The 12,624-nt window shown below is 42.4% G+C and carries 15 protein-coding genes; 13 read left to right on the forward strand and 2 right to left on the reverse strand.

Going from position 1 to position 12,624, the window contains the following annotated elements; genetic code table 11:
- The first annotated feature begins 318 nt into the window (after positions 1–318).
- On the forward strand, positions 319–498 hold the full coding sequence (locus CVS86_RS00005; RefSeq protein ID WP_103589770.1) for a transformation system protein: 180 nt from the start codon (positions 319–321) through the stop codon (positions 496–498).
- 46 nt (positions 499–544) lie between these two features.
- On the opposite strand, the gene CVS86_RS00010 is transcribed toward CVS86_RS00005, so the two are convergent.
- Positions 545–1,816 (reverse strand): O-acetylhomoserine aminocarboxypropyltransferase/cysteine synthase family protein, encoded by a 1,272-nt coding sequence (locus CVS86_RS00010; RefSeq protein WP_107790568.1) that lies wholly within the window; start codon positions 1,814–1,816, stop codon positions 545–547.
- 106 nt (positions 1,817–1,922) lie between these two features.
- Here CVS86_RS00010 and CVS86_RS00015 point away from each other — a divergent pair, with 106 nt between their 5' ends.
- Genes CVS86_RS00015 through CVS86_RS00060 form a run of 10 tightly spaced genes read left to right on the forward strand, consistent with a single transcriptional unit; the run spans position 1,923 to position 9,213 of the window.
- Positions 1,923–2,255, forward strand: coding sequence for a hypothetical protein (locus CVS86_RS00015; RefSeq protein ID WP_009293722.1), 333 nt, complete (start codon positions 1,923–1,925; stop codon positions 2,253–2,255).
- The gene (locus tag CVS86_RS00020; protein WP_107790569.1) at positions 2,252–2,875 is read left to right on the forward strand and encodes an HAD family hydrolase; all 624 of its coding nucleotides are present in this window, start codon (positions 2,252–2,254) and stop codon (positions 2,873–2,875) included. The genes CVS86_RS00015 and CVS86_RS00020 overlap by 4 nt, the downstream gene beginning before the upstream one ends.
- 48 nt (positions 2,876–2,923) lie before the next feature.
- Positions 2,924–3,178, forward strand: a complete 255-nt coding sequence (locus CVS86_RS00025; RefSeq protein WP_012001636.1) for a DUF2018 family protein — start codon at positions 2,924–2,926, stop codon at positions 3,176–3,178.
- Positions 3,171–3,602: a hypothetical protein gene (locus CVS86_RS00030; RefSeq protein ID WP_107790570.1), complete on the forward strand. Its 432-nt coding sequence runs from the start codon at positions 3,171–3,173 to the stop codon at positions 3,600–3,602. The genes CVS86_RS00025 and CVS86_RS00030 overlap by 8 nt, the downstream gene beginning before the upstream one ends.
- Positions 3,603–3,612: 10 nt before the next feature.
- Positions 3,613–4,506, forward strand: coding sequence for a polyprenyl synthetase family protein (locus CVS86_RS00035; RefSeq protein WP_107790571.1), 894 nt, complete (start codon positions 3,613–3,615; stop codon positions 4,504–4,506).
- Positions 4,506–5,789: a glutamyl-tRNA reductase gene (gene hemA, locus CVS86_RS00040; RefSeq protein WP_021088348.1), complete on the forward strand. Its 1,284-nt coding sequence runs from the start codon at positions 4,506–4,508 to the stop codon at positions 5,787–5,789. The genes CVS86_RS00035 and hemA overlap by 1 nt, the downstream gene beginning before the upstream one ends.
- Positions 5,779–7,479 (forward strand): proline--tRNA ligase, encoded by a 1,701-nt coding sequence (locus tag CVS86_RS00045; RefSeq protein WP_107790572.1) that lies wholly within the window; start codon positions 5,779–5,781, stop codon positions 7,477–7,479. The genes hemA and CVS86_RS00045 overlap by 11 nt, the downstream gene beginning before the upstream one ends.
- Positions 7,476–7,907, forward strand: coding sequence for an FxsA family protein (locus CVS86_RS00050; protein WP_107790573.1), 432 nt, complete (start codon positions 7,476–7,478; stop codon positions 7,905–7,907). Before CVS86_RS00045 ends, CVS86_RS00050 begins: the two co-directional genes overlap by 4 nt.
- Positions 7,908–7,915: 8 nt before the next feature.
- Positions 7,916–8,845 (forward strand): hydroxymethylbilane synthase, encoded by a 930-nt coding sequence (gene hemC, locus CVS86_RS00055; protein WP_107790574.1) that lies wholly within the window; start codon positions 7,916–7,918, stop codon positions 8,843–8,845.
- A gap of 2 nt (positions 8,846–8,847) precedes the next feature.
- On the forward strand, positions 8,848–9,213 hold the full coding sequence (locus tag CVS86_RS00060) for an Imm10 family immunity protein (protein WP_103616894.1): 366 nt from the start codon (positions 8,848–8,850) through the stop codon (positions 9,211–9,213).
- A gap of 180 nt (positions 9,214–9,393) precedes the next feature.
- Here the strand turns inward: CVS86_RS00060 and CVS86_RS00065 are convergent, their stop codons facing one another.
- On the reverse strand, positions 9,394–10,116 hold the full coding sequence (locus tag CVS86_RS00065) for a lecithin retinol acyltransferase family protein (RefSeq protein WP_087583145.1): 723 nt from the start codon (positions 10,114–10,116) through the stop codon (positions 9,394–9,396).
- Between the two features lie 116 nt (positions 10,117–10,232).
- On the opposite strand from CVS86_RS00065, the gene CVS86_RS00070 reads away from it, so the two are divergent.
- Together CVS86_RS00070 and CVS86_RS10100 are read left to right on the forward strand one after the other, a co-directional pair.
- Complete coding sequence (locus CVS86_RS00070) at positions 10,233–12,041, forward strand: menaquinone biosynthesis decarboxylase (protein ID WP_107790575.1); 1,809 nt, start codon at positions 10,233–10,235, stop codon at positions 12,039–12,041.
- 408 nt (positions 12,042–12,449) lie between these two features.
- Complete coding sequence (locus tag CVS86_RS10100) at positions 12,450–12,584, forward strand: hypothetical protein (RefSeq protein WP_265094616.1); 135 nt, start codon at positions 12,450–12,452, stop codon at positions 12,582–12,584.
- Positions 12,585–12,624: the final 40 nt, after the last annotated feature.

The raw sequence follows: 12,624 nt of genomic DNA on the forward strand, positions 1-12,624 counted from the left end.
AAATGCATGCAGTGCTTTAGCGCTGAGACATGCCACTTCTAACGTTGTCGGGGTTAGGGATTGTTAAAAAAAAAAGGGGGGGGGAGGGAGCGACTTCGTAATTCAAGCCTCTTCCCCCTTAACAAAGAAACAAAACTTTAAATTTATAAAAACTGTCTTTGCAAATTTTAAAATTCCACTCACTCGCAAGAGTTGGCTACTAAAATTTGACTTCGCTTATCGCTTAGCTCAAATTTTAGAGCCAAAACAAATCCGTTCAGTCTCATTTTATTTTGCTTTTTATAAAATCACCAAAACACTAGCAAAATGGGAGGCAAAATGCTTGATAGTATCATCCTTGCTGTCTTAGTATATTTCGCAACATTCTTATTTATGCTTTTTATACTCGCCTTTTTTGCATTTTGGTATATAAGCGTGCCGCTACTTGTCATCTACATCGTTATAAAATTTATAAGGCATGCAAAAGAGTGCGAGAGGATATGCGGCAAGCTTGAGTAAATTTTAAATTTCTAGCCCAAGATGAGCTAGAAAAAAATAGAAAATTCTATTCTAAGGCTTGAGCTAGGTCAGCTATCAGATCCTCGGCGTTTTCAAGACCTATGCTAACTCTTATCAGTTCTTTTGTGATGCCAGCTTTGATGAGCTCTTCGCTGCTTAGCTGCTGGTGAGTTGTCGAGGCTGGGTGCGTGATGAGCGACTTTGTATCGCCGATATTTACCACGATCTTAAAGAGTTTTACGCGCTCTAGCATCTTTTTTGCACGCTCAAAGCTATCAGTCTCAAAGCAAAATAGCCCATTTGCCATGCCGTCTTTAAAGTATTTTTGTGCCTTTGCATGATCTACGTTGTCGGCAAGTCCTGGGTATGCCACACTTTTTATATGTTTGTGAGAGTTTAGAAATTTAGCCACTTTTAGCGCGTTTTGCGAGTGTCTCTCAACCCTAACAGCAAGCGTTTCGAGCCCTTGTATGAGCTGCCAAGAGTTAAACGGAGAGATCACAGCGCCGATGTCGCGCACGATGGCAAGCCTCATTCTTAGCGTGTAGATATCAAAACGATCGGTCATATCAGCATATACGATGTCGTGATAGCTCGCATCTGGCACGTTAAAGTGCTCGTATCTCTTGTTGCCTTTTAGCTTTTCATTTAGGTGATTTGCACTTACAACGACACCTGCTAGGCTAAGACCCTGGCCGCTCATATATTTGCTAGCGCTATGCACACAAACATCGACGCCGTGGCGAAGTGGCTGAAAGATGATAGGTGTTGGCACGGTGTTATCGGTGATGCTGATAATGCCATATTTGTTTGCGATTTCTACGATTTTCTCGATATTTGGGATAGAAATTTGCGGATTTGAAAGCGTCTCAAAAAATATAGCCCTAGTTTTTTCGTCTATCAAACTCTCCAGATCATCAGCAGTGTCGCTGTCAAAGACTCTAGCCTCTATGCCAAATCTCTTTAGCGTGTGCGTAAAAAGCACTGTCGTGCCGCCGTAAATTTTCTTAGCGATGATGATATTATCGCCTGCTTTGGCTAAATTTACGATACTGTAAAACAAAGCTGCCTGACCGCTCGCAGTCGCTATCGCAGCAGCTCCGCCCTCAAGTGCAGCGACCCTTTTTTCAAAGATGTCTGTCGTTGGATTGCCAAGTCTTGTGTAGATGTGGCCGTTATCTTTTAGATCAAACCTAGCAGCGGCTGTCTCGGCACTTCCAAAGTCGTAAGCTGTGCTTTGAAAAATAGGCACAGCCATCGTGCCAAAGCCCTCATGTGTGTCGTAGCCTACGTGGATCGCAGCGGTTTCTTGCCTCATTTTTGCTCCTTGTTTGGTAATTTTGGCGTAAATTATACATTAGCAAAGCCAAAATTTAGGGGATAAAATCAAATTTTGATATAATTTGCCAAAAAAAAGGAAAAATTTGAACCAAGTCACGGACAAATTTAAGCGTGTAAAATATCTTCGCGCGCTAGAAAAATTTGCAAAATCAGCGATAAACGGGTTAAAAAGAGATGACTTTGACGAGACTGAGTTTCGCCAAAGAGTTGAGAAAAACGCGAAAGTCATCGAAAAAGTCGAGGCTGTTTATCTTGATCAACCATACTCAAAGGCGCTAGAAAATTTTATAAATTTGCTTATCAAAAATGCCCCAAAAGATGAGCTTTTAAAGGCGGCAAATCTACTTGATAAGCTAAAAAATCAAAAGACATATAAAAAAGAAAAGCATAAAAATAAATTTAAGGATGAGGATTGAAAGTAGTTATTTTTGACATGGACGGCACTGTGATCGATAGCGGCGAGGCGATATATAAAACGGTAAATGAAGTAAGGGGCGAGCTAAATTTATCGCCACTTGATAAGGAATTTATCATAAAAGCGATCAACGAGCCAGGTAGAAATTTAGCCCTTGAGTTTTACGGCATCGACACGCCAAGCAAGAGCTTAAAAGAGGGCTTTGAAGAGAAATTTAAGAAATTTTATGATGAGTGCGCGACTACCTATGATGGTGTAAAAGAGCTTTTACAAAAGTGTAGAGATGCTCACTATAAGGTCGTTTTGGCAAGCAACGCACCGCATGATACGCTAGAGAAAATTTTAAAGAAAAATGAAATTTATGAGCTATTTGACGAGGTCATCGGCGCTAGCAAGGATATACCGCAAAAGCCTGATCCTGCGATGCTTCACCTAGCTGTTAGTAAAACTGGAGCCGATAAAGCGATCTTTATAGGAGATAGCCTAAAAGACGAACTGGCGGCCAAAAACGCAAATATGCCTTATGTGCAAGTTTGCTGGGGATTTGGCGAGGAGAGTAAAACTGCCGCGTATAACGCCAAAAATGTTAGCGAGGCGTGGGAGATAATATTAAATTTTTAACTTAGTTTTAATTGGCTATAATCTTAAGAAATTTTCAAAGAAACAACGATGATAGATATATTTGAGGGCAGTGCGAGGGATAAATTTTATGACATTTTGTTTAACGCAAATGCCGTTTTGGTTAAAAACGAGATAGATAAAATTTTTGAGAAATTTGTGGCTATGAGCGAGCTTTGCGAAAAGCATGGCGTTAGCGAAGACGAGATCAGAAATTTTATAGCTTCAGAGCAAGATAAAGTTTATAACGGAGTAAATGACCTATATATCGAGCTTAGCGGAGAAATTTTAAGCCAAAATGAGTAGAATTTTTGCGCTCATTGCTTTGCTAGCCGCTCTTGTCTTTGCAAAAGAGCCAAATTTTGACCCAAATTCGGTGCATACATTTGAGCTTAAAAAAGATGAGTGGGCGCGGGTCTTTATAACCGAGAAAAAAACTCAAAAAGTTGAAACATTTGACTTTCGCTGGACGCTATTTGATAGCACAAATATCACTGTGCAAAGCTTTTTTAGGCGCTATCCAAGGCAGATGGTCTTTTCTCTAAGACATGGGCAAGATACCTATATGCAGCGAGTTTTGCCTGATTTTATGATGCCGCCAAACGAGAGCGTGAGCCTTTACATATCATTTGTTGATTTTAGGGACAAAAAGGCGCATTTTAGGGTGGCACTGCTAGATGAGAGCAAGCGTGTGGATGTGGGTTTTAGAGATCCGCACGAGGATAAATAGAAGGATAAAAATGGATAAAATCGATGAAATAATGAGCAAATTTATAAGCGAGCTTGGCTACAAAGAGGCGTTTGAGATGTTTTTAAAGATAAGCTCAGGCAAAAAGCTTCGCTCAAAACTTCTTTTAAAGATCGCAGGAGAGAGTGAAATTTCTCTTAAGCTCTGCGCTATCATCGAGCTTATCCACCTTGCAAGCTTATTGCACGACGACGTCATAGACGAGGCAAATATAAGACGTGGCAAACCAAGCATAAACGCACTTTTTGGCAGTAAAAACTCAGTCATGCTAGGCGACATCCTCTACTCAAAGGCTTATTTTGAGCTTACAAAATTTGATCCAAGCATCGCAGCTGTCATCTCAGACGCGGTCAGTAAGCTAAGCATCGGTGAGATGATGGATGTGAAAATGGCTGAAAATTTTAATGAAAACGAGCAAGAATATTTAAAAATGATCTACTATAAAACAGCTGTTTTGATAGAAGCCACGGCTATTTGTGGGGCAAAGCTAGCTGGCAAAGATAGCGAGAAATTTGGCGTTTATGGCAAAAATTTAGGTCTTGCATTTCAGATCGTTGATGATATCTTAGACATAACTCAAGATGAAAAAACGCTTGGCAAACCAGTGCTTAACGACTTTGTCGAGGGCAAAACGACACTTCCTTACATTTATCTTCATAAGAGCCTGGACGAGGCTAGCAAAACAAAGCTTAGATCGCTTTGGGCAAAGAAGCTTGACGAGGGCGAAATTTTGTGGCTAAAAGAAAATTTTGATAAAACTAGCTCGGTTAATAAAGCCATAAACGAGGCAAAAAGACTTGGAAATGAAGCGATAGAAGCGATAAAAGAGTATAAAAACGCTGAGCTTGAAGGGATCATAAAAAGCATGATAGATAGGGAATTTTGATGCACTATTTAGACATAAGTTTTACATATAAAAATACTGATATTTCGGTCAGAGAGAAGCTTGCATTTGATAGTGACGATAAAAAAGAGCAAATTTTAAAGCTGATAAACTCAAACAAAAACATAAAAGAGAGCATGGTGCTAAACACCTGCAACCGCGTCGAGATCATAGCAAGCGTAGAGGATGTAAAGGCCGCTACTGCTCATATCATCAGGTGTATGTCGATATTTTCAGGCGTTTTTGAAGATGAGCTTTATGAGAGAGCTGACATATATGAAAACAGCGGTGCCGCACACCACCTATTTGCCGTGGCAAGCTCGCTTGATAGCCTAGTCGTTGGCGAAACGCAGATCGTTGGCCAGCTAAAAAATGCCTTTAAATTTGCCTATGACAACAACTCATGTGGCGAAGATATCAGCAAGATCATCCACTACGCATGTAAGTGCGCTGCTAAGGTTAGAAACGAAACTCAAATTTCTAAAAACCCGATCTCAGTTTCAAGCGTCGCCGTAGCAAAAGCAAAAGAAATTTTTGGCACGCTTGAGGGCAAAACGGCTATCGTCGTGGGCGCTGGCGAGATGGGCGAGCTAGCAGCAAAGCACCTCATATCAAGCGGCGCAGAGGTGATCATTATAAACAGAAGCTCCGAGCGCGTTGAGCAGTTAGTTGACAGCTTAGGAGATAGCGCGAGCTGGGATAGTATATTAAAACTAAAAGAATACGTAAATAACTACGATCTCATCTTCTCAAGCACCGCAGCCCCACACGCCATCATCACAGGCGAGATCATCGAGCCAAGAGAATTTCACAGATACTTTTTTGATATCGCCGTGCCAAGAGATATCGATCTTTTAAACACGGAGCTTATCAGCGTCTATACGGTCGATAGCTTAGAGGAGATCGTGCGTAAAAATTTAGCCCTCAGAGAGGAGCAGGCGCAAAAGGCCTACTCGATCGTCGGTCAAGACACGAGCGAGTTTTTAAAGACTTTAAAAGAAGATATGAGCGTGCCTCTTATAAAATCAATCCGCAAGCAGGCTGAAATTTGCGCGAAAAATGAGCTAGAAAAGGCGATGAAAAAGGGCTATTTAAAACACAGCGATTATGATGAGGCGCAAAAGCTCATTCATCAAGTCTTTAAAGCCTTTTTGCACCAGCCAACGATGAAGCTAAAAGGACTTGCAGACGAGGAGAGAGCGAGCGAGCTTTCAAACGGAGTTAAATTTTTATTTGACATAAAAGATGAACAAAATTTTCAAGCAGGAGATATAGATGAAATTTAGTAAATTTTACGCCCCAACGACCAAAGAAGCGCCAAAAGATGCATCTTTACCAAGCCATCAGTTTTTGATAAGAGGTGGCTTTGTCGAACAGATCGGCTCTGGGCTTTACAACTATCTGCCGCTTGGAAAGATCATGCATGATAAAATTTCATGCGTGGTAAAAGAGGAGATGAACGAGGCTGGCGCGCTAGAGGTGAGCTTTAGCGTGGTCACTTCAGGCGAGCTTTGGAAGCAAAGTGGTCGTTACAACGTCTTTGGCAAGGAGCTTTTGCGCTTTAAAGATAGAAAGGACAACGACTTTGTCATAAGCCCGACAAACGAAGAGGCAGCCGTTGCTTTGGTGCGTGGCAAGGTGACTAGCTACAAGCAGCTACCACTAAATTTATACCAGATAAACACCAAATTTCGTGACGAGGCAAGACCACGCTTTGGCTTACTAAGAGGGCGCGAATTTACGATGAAAGATGGTTATAGCTTTCACTCTAGCAAAGAGGATCTAAAGCGTGAGTTTGACCTTATGGAGGCAACTTATAGTAAGATTTTTACCCGTTTGGGGCTAAATTTTAGAGCTGTTGAGGCTGATAGTGGAGCCATTGGTGGTAGCGGCAGTAAAGAATTTATGGTGCTTGCAAGTAACGGCGAGGATGACATACTTTGCTGTGAGGCTTGCAGATACGCTGCAAACGTCGAGGCTGCAAGGCGCAAGCCAAGAGTTAGCGAGGCTGAAGCGCCAGAGGCAGACGCGGCTAAATTTCTAACGCCAAATGCAAAAACTATAAAAGATGTGGCGGAGTTTTTCAAAGTTAGCGAGTTTTACTGCATAAAAGCTGTTATGAAAAAGGCGATTTATGAGGATAAAGAAGAGGTCGTGGTCTTTTTTGTAAGGGGTGATGACGAGCTTCAAGAGACAAAGGCGCAAAACGCTTGCAAGGCGCTAGAGCTTGTCGATGCTAGCGAGGCTGACGTGGCGAAAGCTGGGCTTGTGGCTGGATTTTGCGGACCAGTTGGACTAAAGGATGTGAAATTTTTCATAGATAACGAGCTAAAAGGCGCAAACAACATGATATGTGGCGCTAACGAGAAGGACTACCACTTTGTTGGCGTTAGTGTTAGCGGATTTAACGAAGAGAGATTTAAAGACCTTGTAAAGGTAAAAGAGGGCGATAAATGCCCAGTTTGTGGCGGAAATTTAAAGCTTAGCAAGGGCATAGAAGTCGGTCATATCTTTCAGCTAGGCGATAAATATTCAGCTGCGATGAACGCGACATATCTTGATGAAAACGGCAAGGCAAAGCCATTTTTGATGGGCTGCTACGGCATTGGCATAAGCAGGCTGATCGCTGTGATGATAGAGGCTAGCCACGATGAAAAGGGCTGCATCTGGAAAAAAGAGTGCGCGCCGTTTGATGTGGAGATCATCATCTCAAATTTAAAAGATGAAGCGGGCGTGAAATTTGCATTTGAGCTTTATGAGAGCCTTAAAAAAGCTGGCGTTAGCGTCATCATCGATGATAGAAACGAGAGATTTGGCGTTAAAATGAATGACTTTGAGCTTATAGGCTTTCCTTATGCGCTGCTTGTGGGTAAAGAATTTGCAAATGGCAAAGTCGAGTTTATCACGAGAGATGGGCTAAGCAAAGAGGCGATCGATGCAGACGACGCCTTTAGAAAGACAAAAGAAAGCTTATGAGATTTTTTGCATTTTTGTTTTTTTTGATAGAGGCGGTATTTATCTATCTTTTTGTGGATAAATTTGGCTTTTTGAACTACTTTCTTGAGGTGCTGGTCTCTGGTTTTGTTGGTATAGCACTTCTTTTTAATGCTGGATTTTCTAGCTTAAATTCGCCTCAAGCGGCATTTAAAAGCTTTCTTGGCGGAAATTTATTTAGCCAGCTAGGACTTAGCTTTGGCGGAGCGCTGCTCTTTTTACCAGGGATTTTGACAGATATTTTTGGCATAGCCGTGATCGTTTTTTCTTTGATATTTAAGAAAAATGCAGCGAAAAATGAGAGTTATCAGGAGTTTAAATTTCAAAATTTTAGCGAGCAAAGTACCAAAAAAGATGATGGCGAGATCATCGACGTTGAGGTTATCGAAGAGCCAAAAAGAGTAAATTAGGAGAGATGATGAAAGAGATAAAAATAGCAACTAGAAAGAGTATCTTAGCACTTTGGCAAAGCGAGCATATCAAGGCTAGGATCGAGGCGCAGCACAAGGATGTTAAGGTCGTGCTTGAGGGCATGAAGACAAAGGGCGACGTGATCCTTGACACGCCACTTGCAAAGATCGGCGGCAAGGGACTTTTTACAAAAGAGCTTGAAGATAGCATGCTAAAAGGCGAGACTGACATCGCCGTGCATAGCCTAAAAGACGTCCCTGTAGTCTTTCCAAAAGGGCTTAAGCTAGCTGCCATTTGCTCACGTGAGGACACAAGAGATGCGATGATAAGTGAGAAATTTGCTAAATTTAGCGACTTGCCACATGGAGCGAAAGTTGGCACAACGAGCCTGCGCCGCAAGATGCAGCTACTTATCATGAGACCTGATCTTGAGATCATCTCGCTTCGTGGAAACGTGCAAACTAGGCTTAGAAAGCTAAAAGAGGGCGAATTTGACGCGATCATTTTGGCGATGGCTGGCATAAACCGCCTAAATATCAAGGCTGAAGTGGCGCACATCTACACATTTGGCTTTGACGAGATGATACCTGCGATGGGTCAGGGCGCTCTTGGTGTCGAGGCTAGAGATGAGAAGCAAATTTTAGATGAGATCTCTTTTTTAAATGACGAAAATGCAGTCATAGAAACGACCATAGAGCGTGACTTTGTAAGCGTTTTAGAGGGTGGCTGCCAAGTGCCAATAGGCATAAGCGCAAGGCTAAAAGGAGATGAAATTTCTATCGATGCGATCGTTGGTCTGCCTGATGGAAGCGAGTATATAAAAGATAGCTTAAAGACTAGCAAAGATAAATTTCAAAGCATCGGCAAAGAGCTAGCGCATAAATTTATAGAAAAAGGGGCGAAAGAGCTTTTGAAACGCGCTGAAGAGATGGCGTAAGCGTGTTTGAGCTAAAATTTAAAGCAAAAGCCCTAAGCGCCACCAAAAATAGCAAAGACAACTACTATATGATCGGTCTTGCAGACGACAAATATAACTACAAAAACTACATAATCTTTCAAAGACCGATCAAGCTAAAAAAGGGCGACGACGAAAATGCCGAGATAAACGGCCTATATGCTGAGTGCAATGGCGACGTTTGCTACAACGCTTGCAAACGAGTAAAGATCACTGATAAGAGCATCATTTTTGAGGTGCAAGATAGTCTCATTTGCGTAGATACCGAGGGTGTAAAGCTTAATGAGCGCTTTATGAAATACTGCAAAGAGATATTTGGCGAGCTGCTAGAGTGTAGCGTACCAAAATAATTTGTTTAAATTCAGAGATAAAAAGACGAAATTTTCTAAAATTTGCCGCCGTTTCAGGAGACGTGACGCTACCTAGCGTGCTAAATGCTGCAAGCCAAAACGCGGATAAGATATCGAGAAATAAAGCCGCGATTTAAAAGCGCCTTTTAAATTTGACCAAGCGTCAAAACCGTAGTCGGACTAAATTTTTATATTAAAATCCTTTGCGATCTTTGTTTTTAAGTCCGCGCCGATCTTTTTAAACATAGCGTTCATTTTGGCATTTTTGTCCATAAATTTCTCTATTTGCAAATTTGCCTTGTCGCTGTTTTCTTTTATCATCTCGCGAGCTTTTTTCTCCGCGCTATCTTTCGTAAATTGTGCAAGCGCGGTAAATGATTTTACGAGAGTTTCTTTGATCTCATCCTTGGTCTGTGCACCAAAAAGTTCACTTATGATCTGCCCTAAAAATGGCTCTATCTCGCTAAATAGCGCCGAGTTTTGCTTTGCGTTTTGCACTTGTTGGCTCACATGCTCGCCAAAGACGCATTCGTTGCAAAAGTGCTCGCAGTTGTTGATGAGTAGGTTGTATTTTTGCTCGCCTACACGCGACTTGGCGCAAAGGGCTATATCTTGGCCGCTAAATGGCGCATTTGTGTGCTCTTTGATCTGCCAAGTATCGCCGCTTGCAAACTCCTCGAGGCTAGTCATCTCCACTTTTGCTACGTTGCGTTTATCTAGCGGTACGACGTTGCTTAAAATCTCCTCAAAGCAGCTCTTTTCAAAAACTATCCCGCGTGCCAAGCCGTTATAGTGCACGACCATATCATCTCCGACGTAGATGCCGTGATGTTCGTAAAGTTTTATGCCAAGTACGCTTCTGTCTACGAAGATGTGATCGCCTATTTTTGGTAAATTTTGCATATCTCTCTCTATAAAATTTATTAAAAATCGCAATAAAACGACAAATTTAGCCCAAATTTGCTAAATTTAACTTTATTAAAATTTGGATAACTAAGTATAAATTTATAAGGAAAAATATGGACTACATCAAGCTTTTAAAAGATAACGGCCTACTTAGGGTGATCAATGAGCCAGTAGATATCGACCTAGAGATCGCGCACGCTAGCTATATCGAGGTCAAACGCGCGGGCTCACAAGCACTACTTTTTACAAATCCTATCTGCAAAAAAACTGGGCGTAAATTTGCCCCAGTGCTTACAAATATCTACGGCTCGAAAATGGCGCTTGAGCTGATATTTGGCGTGCAGCCTGATGAGATCGCAGCTGAGATAGAGAAGCTTTTAAAGCCCAAAAAACCTGAGAATTTTAAAGAGAAGCTTGACTTTTTGGCCTATCTTTTTAGCATGAGAAAGATTTTTACAAAAAGGCTAAAAGGTGAGGGCGAGTGCCAGCAGGTCAAATTTATGGGCGAGCAGGCTGATCTTTTGAGCCTGCCTGCGTTAAAGACTTGGCTGCATGACGGAGGCGCTTTTATCACGATGGGGCAGGTCTATACGCAAAGTTTAGATGGCGCGCTGCAAAATTTAGGCATGTATAGACTGCAAATTTATGATAAAAATCGCCTTGGCATGCACTGGCAGATCCACAAAGACGGCGCAAATTTCTTTCACGAGTATAAGCGCGCAGGCCGTAAGATGCCAGTCTCTGTGGCGATCGGCGGCGATCCACTCTATATCTGGTGCGGTCAAGCGCCGCTGCCAAAGGGCGTCTTTGAGCTGCTACTTTACGGCTTCATCCGCAAAGAGCCAGCCAAGCTTGTAAAGTCGCTAACTAATGAAATTTACGTCCCGTACGACGCCGACTACGTGATAGAGGGCTTTGTGGATACGGCTAAGAGCGAGCTTGAGGGACCATTTGGCGATCACACTGGCTTTTACACGCCGGTTGAGCCGTTTCCAGTGATGGAGGTCACGGCGATAACTAGCAAACAAGACCCCGTATTTCACGCGACCGTGGTTGGCAAACCGCCGCTTGAAGATAAATACATGGGCTGGGCGACTGAGCGCATTTTCTTGCCGCTTTTGCGAACGACCGTGCCAGAGCTACTAGACTACAACATGCCTGAAAATGGCGTCTTTCACAACCTTATCCTAGCCAAGATCAACGCCCTTTATCCAGCGCACGCAAAGCAGGCGATGCACGCGTTTTGGGGAGTTGGACAGATGAGCTTTGTAAAGCACGCGATCTTTGTGGGTAGCGATGCACCAGAGCTAGCAGAATACGACAAATTTGCGGACTTTGTGCTTGATAAATTTGGCAGTGAGAGTGTGCTGATAAGCCAAGGCGTGTGCGACCAGCTCGATCACGCCAGTCCAAACTCGTGCTTTGGCGGCAAGCTTGGCATCGATGCGACGCAGGACTTTTGTAAATTTAGCCCTGAGGTATTAAGCGATGATGAACTTTTGGCTAAATTTCAAAGCATTGCGCCAAATGTTAAGGAGCTTAGGCAGTTTAAAAAGCAGAGTAAAACGCCTATTTGCGTGGTGAAATTTGAAAAAGATCGCCCTGTAAAAGAGCTCTTTAGTAAGCTTTTGGAATTTAGGGAGTTTTTCAAACTTTTGGTTGTCCTAGATATGCAAAACTACCTAGAAAACCCATATATGCTGCTTTGGCGCGTGACAAATAACATAGATGCCTTGCGTGATATCTACATAGATGGTGAAAATTTCTGCGTGGATGCGACGAGCAAGAGTGAGCTTGAGGGCTACACGCGTGGCTGGCCTATGCAAACTGACTGTGAGCGTGAAGTAGTGGCTGAGCTTGTGAAGCGTGGCGTGGTAAAAGATGAGCCAGAGCTGTTTCATAAATTTGAGATATTTGGGTAGGGTTGTAGCCTAGTGGCTTTGGCACGGTCGTGCGCAAAAGCGGTAAGAAAATGCGCTCAGTCGCCCAGCCCTTGTAGTTATATTCAAGCGGCTACTTGCCAGTCGCAGTCGTGTGAAATGCTGCCCCCTGTTTGCTAGGCTGTCTCCATCGCTAGAAATGGCTCGATCGGCGCATAAAGCCAGAGCGTGATCGCTCAAGTTCGCTCTTGGCCGTATAGGCAAAGCTCTTTATTATTAAGCTTTAAATTTGATTTAGCATTTTGGCTTGATAAAATTGCTTTTAAATTTAAAAGATTGGTTTTTGCGCTTAAAAATGGCTTAGCTTAAGGCTATTTTTATACTTTGGCATAAATTTCTTGCCATTTTTATGAAAATTTCTAGTTAAATTTATCTGTTTTATCTGGGTTTTTGGTTGGCTTGGTTGGCTTGGTTGGCTTGGTTGGCTTGGTTGGCTTGGTTGGCTTGGTTGGCTTGGTTGGCTTGGTTGGCTTGGTTGGCTTAAAAACTACGCCAATTTTTACACCAGAAAACGCAAATTTTTAAATTTAGCACTTCAAATTTCTAAAAATACTAAAAATAATAT

Origin of the sequence: Campylobacter concisus, from assembly GCF_003048605.1 — a bacterium.
In the GTDB taxonomy this organism is placed as follows: Bacteria; Campylobacterota; Campylobacteria; order Campylobacterales; family Campylobacteraceae; genus Campylobacter_A; species Campylobacter_A concisus_BM.

What these genes read in the sequence shown, in the direction of transcription:
- CVS86_RS00070 (WP_107790575.1), top strand. Translation starts at nt 10,233, where the DNA reads ATGGACTACATCAAGCTTTTAAAAGATAACGGCCTACTTAGGGTGATC.
- hemA (WP_021088348.1), top strand. Translation starts at nt 4,506, where the DNA reads ATGCACTATTTAGACATAAGTTTTACATATAAAAATACTGATATTTCG.
- CVS86_RS00010 (WP_107790568.1), bottom strand. Translation starts at nt 1,816, where the DNA reads ATGAGGCAAGAAACCGCTGCGATCCACGTAGGCTACGACACACATGAG.
- hemC (WP_107790574.1), top strand. Translation starts at nt 7,916, where the DNA reads ATGAAAGAGATAAAAATAGCAACTAGAAAGAGTATCTTAGCACTTTGG.
- CVS86_RS00065 (WP_087583145.1), bottom strand. Translation starts at nt 10,116, where the DNA reads ATGCAAAATTTACCAAAAATAGGCGATCACATCTTCGTAGACAGAAGC.
- CVS86_RS00025 (WP_012001636.1), top strand. Translation starts at nt 2,924, where the DNA reads ATGATAGATATATTTGAGGGCAGTGCGAGGGATAAATTTTATGACATT.
- CVS86_RS00045 (WP_107790572.1), top strand. Translation starts at nt 5,779, where the DNA reads ATGAAATTTAGTAAATTTTACGCCCCAACGACCAAAGAAGCGCCAAAA.
- CVS86_RS00005 (WP_103589770.1), top strand. Translation starts at nt 319, where the DNA reads ATGCTTGATAGTATCATCCTTGCTGTCTTAGTATATTTCGCAACATTC.
- CVS86_RS00050 (WP_107790573.1), top strand. Translation starts at nt 7,476, where the DNA reads ATGAGATTTTTTGCATTTTTGTTTTTTTTGATAGAGGCGGTATTTATC.
- CVS86_RS00035 (WP_107790571.1), top strand. Translation starts at nt 3,613, where the DNA reads ATGGATAAAATCGATGAAATAATGAGCAAATTTATAAGCGAGCTTGGC.
- CVS86_RS00030 (WP_107790570.1), top strand. Translation starts at nt 3,171, where the DNA reads ATGAGTAGAATTTTTGCGCTCATTGCTTTGCTAGCCGCTCTTGTCTTT.